Source organism: Rheinheimera oceanensis, from assembly GCF_018831085.1.
GTDB classification, from domain to species: domain Bacteria; phylum Pseudomonadota; class Gammaproteobacteria; order Enterobacterales; family Alteromonadaceae; genus Alishewanella; species Alishewanella oceanensis.
The window spans coordinates 398,248-413,487 of sequence record NZ_JAGPNM010000002.1 but is presented as its reverse complement, the minus strand read 5'-3'; the positions used below and the strand labels follow the sequence as shown (position 1 = coordinate 413,487).

Below are 15,240 nucleotides of genomic sequence, written 5' to 3'. Positions count from 1 at the left end.
TGCTACTGATATAGATACTTGGTAAATAAAATATCTCTGATCATGGCGTTGCCGGTTTCTTTTTTCATCGCCTGCTGCAGTTTATCTAAAATTGCCAGGCGAATTTCTTCACGGCCGGTCAGTGACTTTATCTTGTCTTCCGGCTGTTTGGTGAAGGTGCCGATAATAAGATCCAGTATCAGTGGCTCGTGATGCTCTATGGCGCCCAGATAAGATTTATCTTCAATCATCAGCTCTACAGTAACACGGATATAACCCAGGCTGCGGCGGTTGCCGGATATGTAGTTAGTAACAATATCAGGGTCAAAACCGTAATAGACAATTTCTTTCGGTTGCTGTGCAACAGCCGGGAGTGTTGCAAATAGCAGCGGCACTGACAGTACCAGAGAAAGTAGCAGGCTTTTGATCATAAGTATCACTTTTGGTTGAAGAATAAATGGCGGCAACGACACTAACAGTAGCGTTAAGCATGGCATTTTACCAGCTAACTTAGTTTACAGTAAGCCGTTTTTCTGTGTTGATTACGGCTGAAAAGTCAGGCCGAAGTTGCTATGATGCCGCCAGACTTTTGGTTGCAGAATAGATATTTGTGAGCACTCCCCTGATTTCTCTTGCCCGGCGCTGGCAGGGCGCTAATACTCTGGCGTTACCGGCTGCGTTAGCGCCGTGGATTTTAGAACCCGCATCGTTGACTGCACGTTTAAAGCGGCATTGCCGGCATTTTCGTCTGCAGGTGTTACAGGAATACAGCGCTGTATTACCCGAATTTTTGCAACCTTTGCTACCTGACACTACCGCAGCACAGGTGCGTGAAGTGATTTTATGGTGCGACGATATGCCCTGTGTGTATGCGCAAAGCTGGCTACCGGGGCAAACTATCACCACGCTGCGCCCGCTGGCCGATTTAGGCGAGCGGCCGTTAGGCGACTATATTTTTCAGCATCAGAGCCTGCAACGCGGCGCTATTGAGGTTGCACAACTTGACGTGATGCTGCCGCAGCTGAATATTGCTGCCCACTGTTATGTACGTCGTTCTGTATTTCAGCTGGAAGGCCTGCCACTGTTGGTGGCTGAAGCTTTTTTACCTGATATCAGTAAACTGGAAGCGACCTGGCAATGAAACTGGCGCTGAATTGGGCTCACCGAAATTATTACCTGCAATTGATGCGGGTAAATAAGCCGATAGGCACATATTTACTGCTATGGCCCACCTGGTGGGCACTATGGCTGGCAGCCGAAGGCCCGCCGCCGCTATATTTGCTGCTGGTGTTTAGCGCCGGTGTGGTGCTAATGCGTGCAGCCGGTTGCGTAATTAACGATTATGCTGATCGCAAATGGGACGGTGCGGTAGAGCGTACTAAACAGCGGCCGCTGGCCAGCGGTGCGATAAGCAGTAACGAAGCGCTGCAGCTATTCGCGTTGCTGGTGTTGCTGTCAGCCGGTTTATTGCTGTTTTTAAACTGGCAAACAGTATTGTTATCGGTAGTGGCTTTACTGCTGGCGGCGGTGTATCCGTTTATGAAACGTTACACCCATTTACCGCAGGTGGTGCTTGGCGCGGCGTTTAGTTGGGGCATGCCAATGGCGTTTATGGCTATTCAGTTACAGTTACCGCCTTTACTGTGGCTGCTTTACCTGGCGAATCTGCTATGGACAGTAGCTTATGACACTTACTATGCGCTGGTAGACCGGCCGGATGATCTGAAAGTAGGCATTAAATCTACCGCTATTTTATTTGGCAAATATGCCTTACCCATGATTGCGCTGTTGCAGTTGTGCACTTTACTGCTGTTGCTGGCGGTGGGCTGCCTGGCACACTTACATCTGGTGTATTACCTCAGTCTTATTGCCGCTGCTGGCTGTTTTATTTATCAGTATATTATTGCCAGACGCAGTCGTCAGGGCTGTTTTAGTGCGTTTTTGCACAATCACTATGTAGGCATACTGGTGTTCGCCGGTATTGCTTTAAGTTACCAGTTACAAGGATAAACCGATGATCAAACGATTTTTAGTTATGCTGGCTCTGGCAATGCCATTATTAGCCTGTGCCGTGCCGGCAGATGAGCGGGAAGTATTTAGTTTGGTGCCGTTGCAGCTGGGCGGGCAATTAATTCAGGTGCAACTGGCCGATACTCCGCAAAAACGTGCGCAGGGGCTGATGTTTCAGCAAAGTGCTGACCCCGGCATGTTATTGCTGTACCGCGAGCCAACAGAGATTGCACTGTGGATGCTAAATACTTCTATGCCACTGGATGTTGCTTATATCGATGCCAACTGGACGATAGCAGAGCTGATTACGCTTGAACCCTATGATGAAACAGCAGTGCCATCAAAGCAGCCGGTAATCGCCGCGCTGGAGATGCCGCGCGGCTGGTTTGCCAAGCATGGCGTAGCGGTTGGGCAAAAGGTAACGCTACGTCCTTAAATTAAAAACAGGGAGCACTGCGCCGATAGCGCAGTCTTAGTGTGCAACACCTTCGCCCGAATATGACATACTAAGGGGCATGACCCCGATCGCGCAGCCACAGAGTGTCTGAGCGGCGGCGCAGCCAGAGCGAGTTGCTGTGGCGAGGACAGCGGGTGTCATGCCCCTTGAGTATCACTTTACCCACAGACTTACTAAGTGCCAGCTTCGTAGCACGAGATAGTTGCCGCTCTGCTCGCCACAGCAGGGTTGCGGGCATCATGCCCTCCACCAGGCGGACCAGCTGCGCTGACCAAATTCGTTCCGGACGAATTTGTTATCCGCCTTCGCTAACGCGAAAAGGTCTGTGGCTGTGCTATCAGCAACTATCTCTACCTTATTTCACTATCCGCTTCGTATCATTTTTCCGGTAATGCGCGGCGCAGCAGCAAAAAATACAGTACCGGCATCAGCAACATCGACACCAGCGGTGCGGCCAGCATACCGCCCAGCATAGGTGCGGCAATGCGCTGCATAACCTCATTACCGGCCCCGCTGCCCAGCATTACCGGCAGCAAACTAACAATAATAGTCAGCACCGTCATCGCTTTTGGCCTTACCCGCTGCACAGCACCTTGCATAATGGCCTGCCAGAGCTGCTGCTGATTTTGTGGTTTTACGTCTTCCACGGCGCGCTTTAAATACAGCAACATAACTACGGCAAATTCGGCTGCCACACCCCCTAAAGCAATTAAGCCCACGGCAACCGCTACTGACAGCTGATAATCCAGCAAATACAGCAACCATAAGCTACCGCTAAGGGCAAAGGGTAAAGTAACCAGCACCAGCAGCACATCACTAAAGCGGCGGAAGGTTAAATACAGCAGCAACACAATAAGCAGTAAAGTAAAGGGCAGCAGTTGCTGCAAGCGCTGTGTTACCCGTTCAAGGTATTCATACTGGCCGCCGATACTGACACTAACCTGCGGCGCAAAACGCTGCTCAGCCAGTAGTTGCTGCAACCGGGTAATATAAGTACCAAGCCGGGTATCTGCCGGTAAGTCGATATAAACCCAATTGGTTAAACGGGCGTTTTCCGCGCGGATCATTACCGGGCCTTTTGCTACCTCCACCTTTGCTACCTGCTCCAGCAGCAGGTAGGCACCGTCAGCCGTTTGCAGCGGCAACCGGCGGATATCGTCCGGGTGGTTGCGGCTGTCACGTGGAAAGCGCAGGCTGATATCATAACGCTCGCGGCCCTGAATACTTTGTGCCACCGGCGCGCCGCCAATAGCAAAAGCCACATATTGCTGCAGCTCGGTAAGTGTAAGACCGTAGCGGCCTAATTGCTGTAAGTCGGGGGTAATGTTCAAGTACAAACCATCTTCGGTGCGCTCTGCAAATACCGAGCGGCTGCCCGGCAGTTGTCTGATCTGGCTTTCCAGTTGTTGCGCCGCTTGAGAAATAGTGGCCAGATCCGGCCCGCTGACACGTACACCCAATGCAGTACGAATGCCGGTAGATAACATATCAATGCGGGTTTTTATCGGTGGCAGCCAGGCATTGGTCAGACCAGGTACCTGCACGGTGGCGTCCAGCTCGGTAATAATATCATTTAGCGTTACCCCGTCCCGCCACTGGCTTTGCGGCTTTAACTTAATGCTGGTTTCCAGCATTGTCAGCGGGGCTGGATCGGTAGCCGTATCGGCGCGGCCACTTTTACCCAGTACGGTGTCTACCTCGGGCACGGTTTTTATTAAACGATCAGTTTGCTGCAGCAGCTTCGCTGCCGTGGCAGGGCTTATGCCGGGCAGGGTGGTGGGCATATACAGCAGATCGCCCTCAGCAAAGGCGGGCATAAACTCGGTAGATAAGCGCTGCCACGGCAGCAGGCTGGATCCCAGTGCCAGCACGCACAGCAGCACCAAGGTTTTCGGGAAGCGCAGGCATAATGTTAACAGCGGCGTATAAAGCGCAATCAGCAGGCGGCTAAGGGGGTTGCTGTGCTCAGAGGGCAACTTACCGCGTAAAAAGTACAGCATCAGCACCGGGATCAGCGTTATTGCCAGCAATGCTGCAGAGGCCATGGCAAAGGTTTTGGTGTAAGCCAGCGGGGCAAATAAGCGGCCTTCCTGCGCTTCAAGCATAAACACCGGTAAAAAACTGACGGTGATCACCAGCAAAGAGAAAAACAGCGCCGGGCCAACATCCAGGCAGGCGTCGATAATGGTCTGGCGAAACTCTGCTGCGCTCAGCTCTTTGCCATTAGCACGGGCCTGCTCCAGTTTTTTATGGCCGTGCTCTACCATCACGATAGCGGCATCTACCAAAGCGCCAATGGCAATAGCAATACCGCCCAGGCTCATCACATTGGCATTAATGCCCAGCTTTTGCATCAGCAAAATACTGGCTAACAGGGCCAGTGGTAAGCTGATTACCGCCACTAAAGCAGAGCGGGCATGCAGTAAAAACACCAGACATACCAGCGCAACCACGGCCATTTCTTCCAGCAGTTTCTGGCTTAAATTGCTGACGGTATTTTCAATCAGCTCAGAGCGGTCGTACACCGTTACCAGCTCAACCCCCTCTGGCAGACCGTTTTTCAGCTCAGCCAGTTTGCGTTTTACGGCCTTGATGGTGCTAAGAGCATTTTCGCCCTGGCGCATCACAATAATACCGCCAATCACTTCACCTTCGCCATTAAGCTCGGCAATGCCGCGCCGTGCAGCCGGCACTAGCTGTACAGTGCCAATATCAGCTAATGTCAGCGGATAATCAGCGCTGTTGCGCACACCAAGCGGCACGGCGGCTAAGTTGTCCAGCGATTGAATATATTCACCCGCCTGCACCAGCAACTCGGTTTCGGCTACTTCAATAATGCCACCGCCCTGCTGCTGGTTATGGCTGTTAATAGCGTTAATTACCTGCGTCAGAGTAACGTTATAAGCACGCATCAGCCGGGGCTCTATTTGCAATTGATAGGTTTTTGCCATCCCACCGATGCTGGCAACTTCTGCTACTCCGCTAACGCTTTGCAACTCAGGTTTAAGGAAAAACTGTTGCAGGCTGCTTAGTTGCTCCAGAGACTGCTGGCCGGTTCTATCCACTAAGGCGTACTGAAATATCCAGCCTACACCGCTGGCATCGGGCCCTAAGGTGGCACTGGCGCCAGCGGGCAGTGTGACGGTTTGCAGATACTCCAGTACCCGGGTTCGTGCCCAGTAGGGGTCGGTGCCATCTTCAAAAATAACATACAGGTAGCTGTCATCCGGCATCGAAAAACTGCGTACGGCTTTGGCTTTGGGCACTGCCAGCAACGCACTGGATAGCGGATAGCTAATCTGTTGCTCAATGGTTTGTGGCGTCTGGCCGGGGTAGTTGGTTTTTATAATAACCTGCACATCGGATAAATCCGGCAGGGCATCTAATTTAAGTTGCTGGCTGGCCTGGTAGCCAAACAGTGCCAGTGCAAAGGTGCTTAGTAATACCAGTAGCGGGTTTTGCACCGACCAGCGAATAATAGCTTTAATCATTTTCGCTGCTCCTAATGCTGATGACTGCCAGCTGTGCTTTGTGGCAACTGGCCTAAACTGGCCTGGGCATCAAGTAAAAACTGGCCGGATACCACCACCTGCTCGCCCTGGTGCAAGCCGGTTAACACCTGCACATAACCCTGAGCGCTGCTGCCGGTAGTAATATGCCGGACACTGAAGCTATCGCCGTCTTTAACGATTACCCGGCTGCCGTTACCTGATAACAACACCGCATCACGCGGCACTGCCAATACATCACGCAGCGGCCCGCCGTATAATCGTACTGGCAGCAACATATTCGGCTGCAGCAGTTGCTGTTTGTTATCTAGCGTCATGCGTACTTTGCTGCTGCGGCTTTGCACATCCAGCGCCGGGTAAATAAAATCGACGCGGGTTTCAATGCCTGCTACCTGATGCTGGGGAATATCTACCTCGGCGCTCATACCTTCACGTAGCCAGCTTTGTTGCGCCTGAGCTACATCGGCCAGTAACCAGACTTTGGCTAAACTGGTGATCTCCATCAGGGTATCACCGGGGCTGATATACATACCATCGCGCACGTTCAGCATAGTGACCACGCCATCCTGATGCGCATACACAGTTATTTGATACTGGCTTTGCCGGTTTTGCTGTAACCGGGTAATATCGTTATCGGTAAGACCGAGTAACCGTAAGCGGGTTTCGGCACGTTTTAGCAGGCTGCTGCTGCGCTCACCATTTTGTTTACTGACCGACAGTGCCTGCAGATAATCGTCCTGCGCTACCAGTAAATCCGGGGCGTAGTAACTAAACAGTTTTTCGCCGGCTTTAACGCGCTGGCCCAGGCTGCGCACATATAATTGTTCTATCCAGCCCTCAGCGCGGATATGGCTGTGGTGAATAGCATCCTCCGGATACTGCACCTGGGCAAAGGTTTCAATAAAGCGCCATAAAGTGCGTGGCGCAGCAGCTTCGGTGCGTATCGCCAGCGCTTGTTGCATAGCGCCGTTAACTTCTACGGCTGCTGTGGTTTGTTGGCGCTGTAGCACTAAATCCATGCCGCAAATCGGGCAGGTACCGCTTTCGCCCTGCTGAATATGTGGGTGCATCGGGCAGACATACAGCGGTGTTGCTTGTGGCAATACGCTCTGCTGCGCGGCAGACGAAGCCGCCTGATGAAGATGTTCACTATGATCTTGTGCCAATAGGGCAAAAGCCGGTTGCAACAACAGCAAAGTTATAAAATAAAAAGTACGCATAATATTTTCCTGAAACAATACAAAGCCGCGTGCAAAAGCACAGCATTAACACGGTTTAATTGGTTCAGGCGTTTATAGGTGGTGGAGGATCTTCAGTAAATAACCACTTTGGCAGGCTGCCAGCGAGTTTTGCAACAGTGTTGTCAGGGCGGATATAGCGAAATAATTCGGTAGCTAACAGTGCCCCGGCAGTCGCGCAGTGTTTGGCGCAGCAATCACCTTTACATTTATGCTGAGCTTGCTCGCAGCAGCTGTGAGCAGTGTCGTCAGGTACTGCGGTTTGTACGCTATGGCATGGCATCCCGGCTTCAGCTACCGGCGCAGTATGCTGGTGCTGTGCCATTGCATCAGCCAGCGTATAGGCATGCGCCTGCTGCACCGATCCGCTAAGGCCGGATAGTGCCAGAGTAAGCAATAACAAATAGCTAAGTACAGTGCGCATGGCGCTTATCATAGGCGGTTTAACTTGCCGGGTCCAGCACGCCGTTAATACTGGCATTTTTGCGAAACCAACCGGCAATGCTGTAGCGGGTGTCGATGGCCGGTAGTACTTCATGTGGGAAGCGTTCGCTTTCAAACAAAATCAGGCCGCCTGCGGTGGGCAGGAATTTATCAATCAGCTTGTCGTGCTCATCGTACAGGGCTAACTCGCCACCCGCGTTAACACTGTTCAGGTAACTTACCGTGGTAAGCACCCGGTTTGAGCGGCCGCTAAAAGCATCAACATGTTTTTGGTAATAATCGCCGTTTTGGTAGCGGGCAAAATGGCATTCAAAGTCAAACAAGCCTAAAAAACAGCGTCGGTTAAATAGCTGCTGTAACAGTGTCATCTGTGCCAGATATTGCTGCTGTGCCGCTGTGCGGCCATCAAACCATTGGGTGGCATCGCGGCGGATCTGCTGATTCAACTGATGGGCACCCTGGCGGCCAACACCGGCAGGTGCAAGCTGCGCTTCATATTGTGCTTCATGTGCCAGGGCGGTATTTAATTCATCGCTTAAAAAATTCGGCAGCCAAACCCAGCCGTGCTGATAAAAAGCATCGACAATAGCGTCGGAATCTAAAACATCAATGACTAATTCAGAGGCTGGCATAGTGTTATCCGGCAAAAAAACTGCGGTTATTGTCGCTGAAAAAAACACGCCCATAAAGCGGATTTTATTGCGGTGTTGACCACAGTATGCCGGTTTGCACCGGCAACTATCAGAACTGGTAGCTATTGGTTTTGGCCAGTAAATCTTTGGCTTTAATTTTGCCGGTCATACACTGGTTAATATCGGCTTTTTTAACCACCCAGTAATAGCGGCCTTCGCTACCGCGATTGCTTACCTGCAAGGTAACGTATTCATTATCCGGCATATCGCGCAGGCTGGCACCGTAGTCACACAATACCTGGCTGAATTTTTCGCCCACCGTTTTTATCATAGCTGCGGTTTGCTGCTGTTGTTCAGCCAATTGCTTGGCGCGCTGTTGCTCCAGTTGTTTGCGGTTAAGTTCAGCTTCTTTGGTTACTTCGGCCAGCTTTTCCTGCAGCAGCTTGGTTTTCTGCTGCAGCGTTTGCAGTTCCTGCTGCTGCTCTTTATCCAGCTTGGTCAGATTTTTATTAAATTCTATATCACGCTTGTCGCGTTCAACATCACGCAGTTCACGCTCTATGGTGCGCTGCTTTTCCGCTATGCGATAGCTTTGCCGGTGCTGATCCTGTATCTGTTCGGCCATCTCTTGCGCGGCTTCGGTAATTTTCTCAATATCGATGCTGTCAAATTCAAACTCAGTTCCCGGCAACGGTGGCATTGGTGCAACCGGTGCGGCTGGTATACTTACATTTCTGAACTGAAAAACATGCCGCCCACCACTGCTGGCCTGAAACAGCAGCCCCTGGCCACTTAAGTAACTGTATTGCAGCGACGATAAACGGCTGTTCTCGTTATCCTTAAAAGCGGTTTGCAAAATAGTTTGCAGAATATCGGCATTTTTTTTCAGCGCCGGGCTCACTTCTGCGGCTTGCAACGGCATTAACGCTAAAGCTGCGCCAAAGCTTAAGGCATAAAACGGGGTACGGCGTAATGCATTCATGGTTTTACCACTCCGGTATTGGTTGGGCTATAGTAACTGTTGGCAGGGCGGTAACTGGCCTGTATTGGCTGATAGTTTTCCTGCCAGTATTGCCAGTCAGCCTGGCGTTGCTGATTAAGGTATTCCACCAGTTGCAACATGTCGCTGCGTTGGTCGCGCTTTAGTTCGTCCTGTAAGTAATCTTTTAGCAGTACCAACTGCGAGTTGGTGCTTTGCTGCTGCGTATCCAGTTGTTGTACCAGCCATTGCTGTTGCTCTTTTTGGTATGCCAGCAGTGCATGGTTTACCGCGTTGTTAATTTCACTTTGGCTGTTGTGCCAGCTAAGCGTAAGGCTGCCATCCTGTAGCTGAAATTTAGCTGGTGACAGGCTGATTAACATGGCCGCACAAGACAACGCCAGGCTAAGCTGGGGCCACCAACTACGCTGCGGCCTTGGCCTTTGCCACTGTTTGGCGAATACTGCGCTACTGTCAAAATCCGGTACGGCTTCAAAGTGCGGCGCTTTAGCATGGCTTTGCAGTGCCTGAGCATTTTGCATACGGCTATACCAAACAGCATCATGTTGTAACGCGCTGGCACATTGCTGATCGGTAATTTTACCGTCGAGCCAGTCTTCAAAAATTTGCTGATTGTTCGACATGGTCGTCCTCCAACTGCAGGCGCAATTTATCCAGCGCGGCATAAAAACGGGATTTAACGGTGTTACTGGAAATCGCCAACTGGCTGGCAATTTCGTCAAAAGTAAACTGCTGATAGAACTTCAGCTCCAGCACCAGCCGTTGTTCCGCCGGCAAGCTGCGTAACTGCTGTTGCACTTGCTTTTGCTGCTGGTCACTGGCCAGTTGTTCTGGCAGGCCCGGGTGATCGGCTGGCATTTCAGCCAGTTCATCGTCGTTGTCGCTGTATTTGCGCCGGCGCAGCATGTCCATGGCGCGATAGTTGGCAATACCAAACAGCCAGCTTTTAAAGCTGCTGTCGCCACGGTACTGGCCAAGATTACGGCACAACACCATCAATACATCCTGCAGCAGGTCATTGGCGTCTTCACGCGAGCCTAGCAAGCGTAAGCCAAAATAAAACAGCGCACTCTGATGCCGGTTCACCAACTGCTGCCAGGCACGTTGATCACCATTTAACGCTTTGGCAATTAAGCTCTCGTCACTGCGTTTAAACACGATATTGTTATTCTCTGCTGGTTTTGTTTATTAAGTCGGGCCGACTGCAAATTTAGTTGGCCGTTAGCAAAATTTTTTTTATTTTTCTGAGCCGCTAGCTGCTGCACTGCGTAAATTGGCAGATTAGTGGAGGAAATTATGCACAAATTATCGTTAGCTGCTGTTGCCGGTGCCCTGATATTGGTTGGTTGTAGCCAGTCGGTGTCCGAGTATAGCAATGAGGTACCAGTATTAAAGCTTGATCAGTTTTTTCAGGGTGAAAGCCTGGCCTGGGGCGTGTTGCACAACTGGCAAGGTAAGCAGAGTGTGCGTTTTACCGCAGAGTTGTGCGGTAGTTGGCAGGGCAATAGCGGCAATTTGTATGAGCTGTTTTATTTTAGTGATGGCCGCACAGAGCAGCGCCACTGGCAATTGCAGCAAAATTCTGATGGCAGTGTTAGCGGTACTGCTGGTGATGTTATCGGCAGTGCTGCCGGGCAGTTGGCTGGCAATGCCTTGTACTGGGAATATACGCTGCGTGTTCCGTATGATGGCGACACGCTGGATGTGAAGGTAAAAGACTGGCTCTATCTGGTAGACGAGCAGAACCTGATAAACCGCAGCATGCTGCATAAGTTTGGTGTAACGGTAGGTGAGCTGACATTAGCCATTCAGCAGCAAAATAAAAACGCCGACTGTGCGGCGTTACAACAGAAAATTCAGCAGCTCATACCAGACGCTGTCTGAGCTGCTTATTCTGGCATCAGGCCGCAATTAAGACTGCGGTGTAACCTGGCGCGTAGGGTACTGCTGGAAAATCAGGCTTACTACTTCTGAAATTGCCTGTTTAGGCTTTTCCAGGTCAGACTTTTTCAGCGTGCCTTCAGAAATACCTTCCCAAATCAGCTGTTTTTTCTCGGCATCAATAACGTCAATATTTACCGTACCGTACTTGTAACGAATGGTATCTATGTCATTGGTGTACAGCGGGAAACCGGCATAATAGCCACGACGGTAATTATAGTAGCCATAGTTAAAGGTTGCTGATGGCATAGAGCGTACATCAGTACGGGTTTCTACATTAGAGTTAAAGTTTACCAGCAAATCAGCGTTGGTTTCGCTGTACTGATAACCCAAAGCTGTCATTTGGGCGCTGATAGCATCTTTAAAATGCTGGGTTACCAAAGTGGCGTAGCCTGCTTTGTCGGTTGCGGGCTCTGGCATAAAAGCAAAGGTTTTGTAGTCAGAGAAGTTGGTGTTGGCCGCAGCGTCAGAGCGCACTTTAGGTCCGGTAGCACAACCGGTAATAACCAGTGCTGCCAGTGCAGCACAGGTGATAACCATCTGTTTAATATTTTTGCGTAGCATACACTTCTTCCTATGCTTAATCTGGGTACGCCTCGCGTATTGCGAGGAAGTCATCCAAATTGTTTAACAATATATCCGCCAATACCGGGTCAAAGTGTTGACCACGTTCATGGCGAATAAGTTCGATAATTTCGGGCAATGGCCAGGCTTTTTTATAGCACCGGTCGCTGCCTAAAGCGTCAAAAACATCTGCCAGTGCGGTTATGCGCCCGGCAATATGAATATTGTGGCCACTTAGCCCTTGCGGGTAGCCTTTACCATTCCACTTTTCATGATGCTGATAAGCAATAATGGCACCCATCTGCAGTATCTCGTTAGTGGAATGTTGTAAAATCTGGTAACCGAGCTCGGCGTGCTGCAGCATAATAGCCCATTCACTGGCATCATGTTTAGCGGGTTTATTTAAAATATGATCCGGAATAGCAATTTTGCCCAAGTCATGCAGTGGCGACGCCAGCTTTATTATTTCTGCCTCGTATTCAGACAAACCACATTTTACTGCCAGCAGATAACTGTAATTAGCCACCCGCTTTACATGGCTGCCGGTTTCTTTCGAGCGTTTTTCTACTGCTTCACCCAAAATATATGACAGCTCGCGCTGGCTTTCCCGCATCAGCTCGCGCAATTGGATATTTTCATATGCTATGGCAATGCTGTGCGAGAAATAACTGAGCAGATGGTGATCGCTTTGTTCTAACTTACTGCCTTTGCTAACAAAGAGGAAGTTTTCGTTGCCCTTGTGCGTGGTGAAATAGCTGATAAAGCAATCTTCAGCATAGTACGACTCTTTACTTTGCTGCACCTGCCGTATTTTACCTGCGATGTCGTCTGGTAACGTATTGCCGCTTACAGGGTTGCTGCTGGCAATAATGTCCAGCTTTGAGCCTTGCTGCCCGGTGTTATGAATTGCTGCGCAGCAGTATATTTGCTCACGTTCAAGACCGAGTAAATAAGCAACCTGGCCCAGAATTAATGAGGCAAACTCTTTTAAACTGCTGCACTGTAAGAAACTGGTGGTGCAACCAATTATTTTTTCCAGCCCGGTTTTGTGGTGCTCGATAATGCATAAGTCGCGGTATGAACGCAGCCCCGCGTATAACATCGTTTTCAGTTTTATCGCGGTTACTTCAGTTTTGTTTTTGTAATCGTTAATGTCGTAATCGCGGATAACATGTTCTTCTGGCGCTTCTCCCGGCTGGCCGGTACGTAAAATCAGACGCATACTGCGGTTTTGCAACTGTTGGCGAATGGTTTTAACTAATTCAAGGCCGGCATGTTGTGTTTCCATAACAACGTCAATAATAGCCAGCGCAATATCCGGCTGTTGCGAGATGATACCTAAAGCTTCGCGGGCGCTATAAGCATGTAATAACCGTAACGGCCGCTGCTCAAATTCAAAGTTGTTCAGCACCAAAGTAGTGATCTGGTGGATGCTGGCATCGTCATCGACTATCAGTACCTGCCAGGGTGGGCTGGTATTGATATCCGGTTCTTGCTCCGGATTTGCGTTTTCATCCTGAAACAGAAACTCATTATTACTCATATTGTCATCCGGTGCTGGTTGTCATCATCGGTGTCCGTTAGCGGTTTTGCAGTGACTCCAGTTCTATATTTATGGCATCACAGGAGATTTGGATCTCATATAAAGAATAGAGCAGACTAATTAATAAGCTAATCAGGCTGACAACAAACAAAAGCTGGCCTGCAGTTTGCCATAGCATAAACAGGCAGAACATGGCTGCGGTACATAGTACAAAGCTAAGTACACCAAAAGCTTGCATTACTTTTATTAACACTATACGGCGGCGTAGGTTGTCAATCTGACGTCTGGCCATTTGGCGTACATTATCGCCTTCGCGCTGGTTTAGCTCCCGGATCAATTGAGCTAACACCAAAAAGCGGTTGGTGTAAGCCAAAAACAGCAAAGAGATTGCGGGAAACAGCAGGGCGGGGGTGGTTAAATCCATCATATGCAGGCTCCTGTTATAAAAAATTAAACCGAGAAAATGTTAAAATTATCAATAGCGTTAGCTATCAATGATAAGTCATATTACACTAAAGTCCGGCATAGCATGTTATAGCCTTTTATGCTGAGCTTCTGGCTAAGGTGTGCTTAACTGTTGACGTCGTGGCGCTTGCAAAATCGGGCAATGGCCACTGAAGTAAAACGAGAGCTGATAATGAATGCAGTGAAGAAAAACAATAATAAAAACGAGCAGCAAATTATTGCCGAATTAACCCAGACCGCACAGCAGCAGCTGGAGGCCAGTCTGGTCGATTTTTCCAGCCAGCTTCTTAATATTCAGCAGCAACAGTTGGAACAGTTCGCCAGTGATGTGCTGGCTGATAGTCAAAAACAGTGGCAACAACGCTTGTTTGAACAAGAACAAGCCTACCAGAAGTTATTTAAAGACTGGCAACAGACTAAACAGCAGCTTGATATGGCCACGCCGGCAGCTAATAGCGATCAGCAGGAGTTGGCTAAGTTACGCCAGCAACATAATGCCGTTACCGAAGAGCTGGAAAAAACCAGTACCCAGTTGGCGGCAATACAGCAAAACTACACAGCACAGATTAAACAGTACGAGCAATTGCAACAGCAGATTGTGCAATTGCAGCATGCCGATAACGGCAATAGCGAAGCTGAGAAAAAGCTGCAGCAGGCCGGGCTTCAGTTAAGCCAGCTGCAACAGCAACTGGCATCAGCTGAAGCTGACACTGAGCAAGCCAAAGCGGCTGCCCACGAATTAAAATTGGTTGTGCAACAAGCTAAAACTGAGCTGAAAGCAGCCCACGAGCAACAACAAAAGCACCAGCAGCAACTGGACGCATTGCAGGCTAAGTATGAGCTGCAACTGGCCGAGCTGCAGCAAAACCTGAATACTCAGGCTGCAGCCTTAGCGGCAGAGCATCAGCATGCGGCCGCAATGGAGGCGGCGCAACAGGACAAACTGCAAGTCATTGCCAGGTTGCAGCAGGAAGTGCAGGATCGTAAAAGAACCCATGACTTACAGCAGCAGAAAATTCAGCAACTGCAACAACAGCTATCTGCCCAGGCTGAGCAACAGCAACAATGGCAACAACAGCTGAACGAAGCAGAGCAACAGCAGACAGACTTACAGCAACAATTGGCCAGAGCCACTGCTGAAAGCAACGACTTAGGCTCTGAACTTACCCGCATACAGGCCGATTACGTTAACCTGACAGAGCAGTACCAGCTTAGCCAGAGCAGGCAACAAAAAATAGAAGCCCAGCTTGAACATGCTCAAAACCGCCAGTATGCGGCAGAGCAAAAGCAGCAGCAGGAAGCTGACAGCAGTCGCGAGTTAATCCGCACACTTCGTAGCGAGTTACAGCAACAGCAGGAAGCACATCAACTTCAGGTGCAGGCGATGGAAGAGCGTATGATGGAATTTAAGCTGAAATTTGAATATGCGCAAAAACAACTTAACGTGACGGGCTGACA

At 49.9% G+C, this 15,240-nt stretch carries 16 protein-coding genes; 5 read left to right on the top strand and 11 right to left on the bottom strand.

All coding sequences use genetic code 11. From position 1 onward, the window contains the following. Positions 1-2: 2 nt before the first annotated feature. Positions 3-410 carry a flagellar basal body-associated protein FliL gene (locus tag J3B89_RS06515; protein ID WP_215396703.1) on the bottom strand — a complete coding sequence of 136 codons (408 nt, stop codon included), beginning with the start codon at positions 408-410 and terminating at the stop codon, positions 3-5. Positions 411-589: 179 nt separating this feature from the next. On the opposite strand from J3B89_RS06515, the gene J3B89_RS06510 reads away from it, so the two are divergent. Genes J3B89_RS06510 through J3B89_RS06500 form a run of 3 tightly spaced genes read left to right on the top strand, consistent with a single transcriptional unit; the run spans position 590 to position 2,425 of the window. Then, complete coding sequence (locus J3B89_RS06510; protein ID WP_215396702.1) at positions 590-1,120, top strand: chorismate--pyruvate lyase family protein; 531 nt, start codon at positions 590-592, stop codon at positions 1,118-1,120. After that, on the top strand, positions 1,117-1,989 hold the full coding sequence (gene ubiA, locus J3B89_RS06505; protein WP_215396701.1) for a 4-hydroxybenzoate octaprenyltransferase: 873 nt from the start codon (positions 1,117-1,119) through the stop codon (positions 1,987-1,989). Before J3B89_RS06510 ends, ubiA begins: the two co-directional genes overlap by 4 nt. Before the next feature lie 4 nt (positions 1,990-1,993). Continuing rightward, positions 1,994-2,425 carry a DUF192 domain-containing protein gene (locus J3B89_RS06500; protein WP_251372268.1) on the top strand — a complete coding sequence of 144 codons (432 nt, stop codon included), beginning with the start codon at positions 1,994-1,996 and terminating at the stop codon, positions 2,423-2,425. Between the two features lie 398 nt (positions 2,426-2,823). Here J3B89_RS06500 and J3B89_RS06495 read toward each other — a convergent pair whose 3' ends face one another. From J3B89_RS06495 to J3B89_RS06465, 7 genes are all read right to left on the bottom strand, one after another. Then, positions 2,824-5,937 carry an efflux RND transporter permease subunit gene (locus J3B89_RS06495; protein ID WP_215396700.1) on the bottom strand — a complete coding sequence of 1,038 codons (3,114 nt, stop codon included), beginning with the start codon at positions 5,935-5,937 and terminating at the stop codon, positions 2,824-2,826. Between the two features lie 11 nt (positions 5,938-5,948). Continuing rightward, complete coding sequence (locus tag J3B89_RS06490) at positions 5,949-7,175, bottom strand: efflux RND transporter periplasmic adaptor subunit (protein ID WP_215396699.1); 1,227 nt, start codon at positions 7,173-7,175, stop codon at positions 5,949-5,951. Between the two features lie 64 nt (positions 7,176-7,239). Continuing rightward, positions 7,240-7,617 (bottom strand): hypothetical protein, encoded by a 378-nt coding sequence (locus tag J3B89_RS06485; protein ID WP_215396698.1) that lies wholly within the window; start codon positions 7,615-7,617, stop codon positions 7,240-7,242. A gap of 19 nt (positions 7,618-7,636) precedes the next feature. After that, positions 7,637-8,269, bottom strand: coding sequence for a 2OG-Fe(II) oxygenase (locus J3B89_RS06480; RefSeq protein ID WP_215396697.1), 633 nt, complete (start codon positions 8,267-8,269; stop codon positions 7,637-7,639). A gap of 109 nt (positions 8,270-8,378) precedes the next feature. Further along, the gene (locus J3B89_RS06475) at positions 8,379-9,251 is read right to left on the bottom strand and encodes a hypothetical protein (protein WP_215396696.1); all 873 of its coding nucleotides are present in this window, start codon (positions 9,249-9,251) and stop codon (positions 8,379-8,381) included. Continuing rightward, positions 9,248-9,892: a hypothetical protein gene (locus tag J3B89_RS06470; protein WP_215396695.1), complete on the bottom strand. Its 645-nt coding sequence runs from the start codon at positions 9,890-9,892 to the stop codon at positions 9,248-9,250. The genes J3B89_RS06475 and J3B89_RS06470 overlap by 4 nt, the downstream gene beginning before the upstream one ends. Beyond that, positions 9,867-10,427: an RNA polymerase sigma factor gene (locus tag J3B89_RS06465; protein ID WP_215396694.1), complete on the bottom strand. Its 561-nt coding sequence runs from the start codon at positions 10,425-10,427 to the stop codon at positions 9,867-9,869. The genes J3B89_RS06470 and J3B89_RS06465 overlap by 26 nt, the downstream gene beginning before the upstream one ends. A gap of 138 nt (positions 10,428-10,565) precedes the next feature. Between J3B89_RS06465 and J3B89_RS06460 the strand changes: the two genes are divergently transcribed. Beyond that, the gene (locus tag J3B89_RS06460; RefSeq protein ID WP_215396693.1) at positions 10,566-11,153 is read left to right on the top strand and encodes a DUF3833 domain-containing protein; all 588 of its coding nucleotides are present in this window, start codon (positions 10,566-10,568) and stop codon (positions 11,151-11,153) included. A 27-nt stretch (positions 11,154-11,180) separates the two neighbouring features. Here J3B89_RS06460 and J3B89_RS06455 read toward each other — a convergent pair whose 3' ends face one another. From J3B89_RS06455 to J3B89_RS06445, 3 genes are read right to left on the bottom strand one after another with little or no spacing between them, the layout of a single operon-like run. Beyond that, entirely contained in the window at positions 11,181-11,774 is a 594-nt protein-coding gene (locus J3B89_RS06455; protein ID WP_215396692.1) for a DUF4136 domain-containing protein, read from the bottom strand. A 16-nt stretch (positions 11,775-11,790) separates the two neighbouring features. Further along, complete coding sequence (locus tag J3B89_RS06450) at positions 11,791-13,317, bottom strand: response regulator (protein WP_215396691.1); 1,527 nt, start codon at positions 13,315-13,317, stop codon at positions 11,791-11,793. 37 nt (positions 13,318-13,354) lie between these two features. Further along, entirely contained in the window at positions 13,355-13,744 is a 390-nt protein-coding gene (locus J3B89_RS06445; RefSeq protein WP_231732036.1) for a DUF2721 domain-containing protein, read from the bottom strand. A gap of 150 nt (positions 13,745-13,894) precedes the next feature. Here J3B89_RS06445 and J3B89_RS06440 point away from each other — a divergent pair, with 150 nt between their 5' ends. Further along, positions 13,895-15,238, top strand: a complete 1,344-nt coding sequence (locus tag J3B89_RS06440; protein ID WP_215396690.1) for a coiled-coil domain-containing protein — start codon at positions 13,895-13,897, stop codon at positions 15,236-15,238. The last annotated feature ends 2 nt before the right edge of the window (positions 15,239-15,240 follow it).

Bases quoted from the DNA above. Each gene is read 5' to 3' on its own strand.
- J3B89_RS06490 (WP_215396699.1), bottom strand. From the start codon at position 7,175: ATGCGTACTTTTTATTTTATAACTTTGCTGTTGTTGCAACCGGCTTTT.
- J3B89_RS06455 (WP_215396692.1), bottom strand. From the start codon at position 11,774: ATGCTACGCAAAAATATTAAACAGATGGTTATCACCTGTGCTGCACTG.
- J3B89_RS06445 (WP_231732036.1), bottom strand. From the start codon at position 13,744: ATGATGGATTTAACCACCCCCGCCCTGCTGTTTCCCGCAATCTCTTTG.
- J3B89_RS06515 (WP_215396703.1), bottom strand. From the start codon at position 410: ATGATCAAAAGCCTGCTACTTTCTCTGGTACTGTCAGTGCCGCTGCTA.
- J3B89_RS06500 (WP_251372268.1), top strand. From the start codon at position 1,994: ATGATCAAACGATTTTTAGTTATGCTGGCTCTGGCAATGCCATTATTA.
- J3B89_RS06495 (WP_215396700.1), bottom strand. From the start codon at position 5,937: ATGATTAAAGCTATTATTCGCTGGTCGGTGCAAAACCCGCTACTGGTA.
- J3B89_RS06470 (WP_215396695.1), bottom strand. From the start codon at position 9,892: ATGTCGAACAATCAGCAAATTTTTGAAGACTGGCTCGACGGTAAAATT.
- ubiA (WP_215396701.1), top strand. From the start codon at position 1,117: ATGAAACTGGCGCTGAATTGGGCTCACCGAAATTATTACCTGCAATTG.
- J3B89_RS06450 (WP_215396691.1), bottom strand. From the start codon at position 13,317: ATGAGTAATAATGAGTTTCTGTTTCAGGATGAAAACGCAAATCCGGAG.
- J3B89_RS06460 (WP_215396693.1), top strand. From the start codon at position 10,566: ATGCACAAATTATCGTTAGCTGCTGTTGCCGGTGCCCTGATATTGGTT.
- J3B89_RS06475 (WP_215396696.1), bottom strand. From the start codon at position 9,251: ATGAATGCATTACGCCGTACCCCGTTTTATGCCTTAAGCTTTGGCGCA.
- J3B89_RS06485 (WP_215396698.1), bottom strand. From the start codon at position 7,617: ATGCGCACTGTACTTAGCTATTTGTTATTGCTTACTCTGGCACTATCC.
- J3B89_RS06480 (WP_215396697.1), bottom strand. From the start codon at position 8,269: ATGCCAGCCTCTGAATTAGTCATTGATGTTTTAGATTCCGACGCTATT.